Raw genomic sequence first — 997 nt, 5'->3', positions numbered from 1 at the left:
GGAGGCGGTGGCGAGCAGGGTGCCGTCCGGGGAGAACGCCACCCACCGCACCGGGCCGGTGTGGGCGGTGAGGGTGGCGCGTTGGTGGCCGGTGGCCACGTCCCACAGCCGGGCCGTCCGATCGAAGGAGGCGGTGGCGAGCAGGGTGCCGTCCGGGGAGAACACCACCCACCACACCCGGTCGGTGTGGCCGGTGAGGGTGGCCCGTGGGGCGCCGAACGGGGCGGGCGATGGTAGCGGCTCGGGNGCGGGNGGGAAGGCTGGTTCATCGACCGGGGGCGCCGACCGGGCCGGTACGGGGAACTTCGGGGCGGTGGCCGGTTTCGCTCGACCCGACAGGCTGTGGCTCACCTTCTGGAGCAGGTGAGCGCGGGCCGCTTCCGGCTCCAGATCAAACAGATCAAACCCGACCACGGTCCGCAGCAAACCCGGCCGGTCACACTCCTCTATCCGCACCGGCAACAGCTTGCGCGTGAAGCCGATCGGGTCCGCGGCTAGAACCGCGCGCCATTCCTGCCCGCCGTACACCGACTTCAGGTAGCCCGGGGACAACAGCGCGATCATTTTTTGGGCGTGCGTCACGCCCTGCTGCATGCCGAGGTACCAGTCAGAGCCGGGGACGAAGTCCCACGCCTGGATCAACACCCGATAGCCGGCGTCCTCCAACTGCCAGGCCACCCACTCCGCCCACCGCTCGTCAACGGAGGTGTACGAGACGAAGAAATCCCACGTCCGCACCCCATCACCAGAACCCCCGTCAACCACACCCAGATCATCCCACCCGAACACCCACACGCCGCCAACCCCCCCGACAGGGCCGCCCCTCGCCCGCGCCCTGCATGGACCCGACCGTCACGCGACCCTACGTGTGTCAATAATTACTGAACGTTTCAAGCCGGGTTGTGCACACCTTGCCGTGAGGCGCGGTGCCCTCGGCGCCCGTGAGGCGCGGTGCCCTCGGCGCCCGTGAGGCGCGGTGCCCTCGGCGCCCGTGAGG

At 70.1% G+C, this 997-nt stretch carries 2 protein-coding genes; both read right to left on the bottom strand.

The genetic code is table 11. From position 1 onward, the window contains the following. On the bottom strand, nt 1–165 hold a 165-nt coding region (locus FF86_RS58860; RefSeq protein ID WP_396230121.1), incomplete at its 3' end, for a WD40 repeat domain-containing protein. 88 nt (nt 166–253) lie between these two features. Next, a partial coding sequence (locus FF86_RS58855) for a toll/interleukin-1 receptor domain-containing protein (protein WP_242419718.1) occupies nt 254–678 on the bottom strand: 425 nt, incomplete at its 3' end. Nucleotides 679–997: the final 319 nt, after the last annotated feature.

The sequence above is a fragment of the Frankia sp. CpI1-P genome (assembly GCF_001421075.1).
Lineage (GTDB): Bacteria > Actinomycetota > Actinomycetes > Frankiales > Frankiaceae > Frankia > Frankia torreyi.
This window is presented reverse-complemented; position numbering and strand designations above follow the sequence as displayed.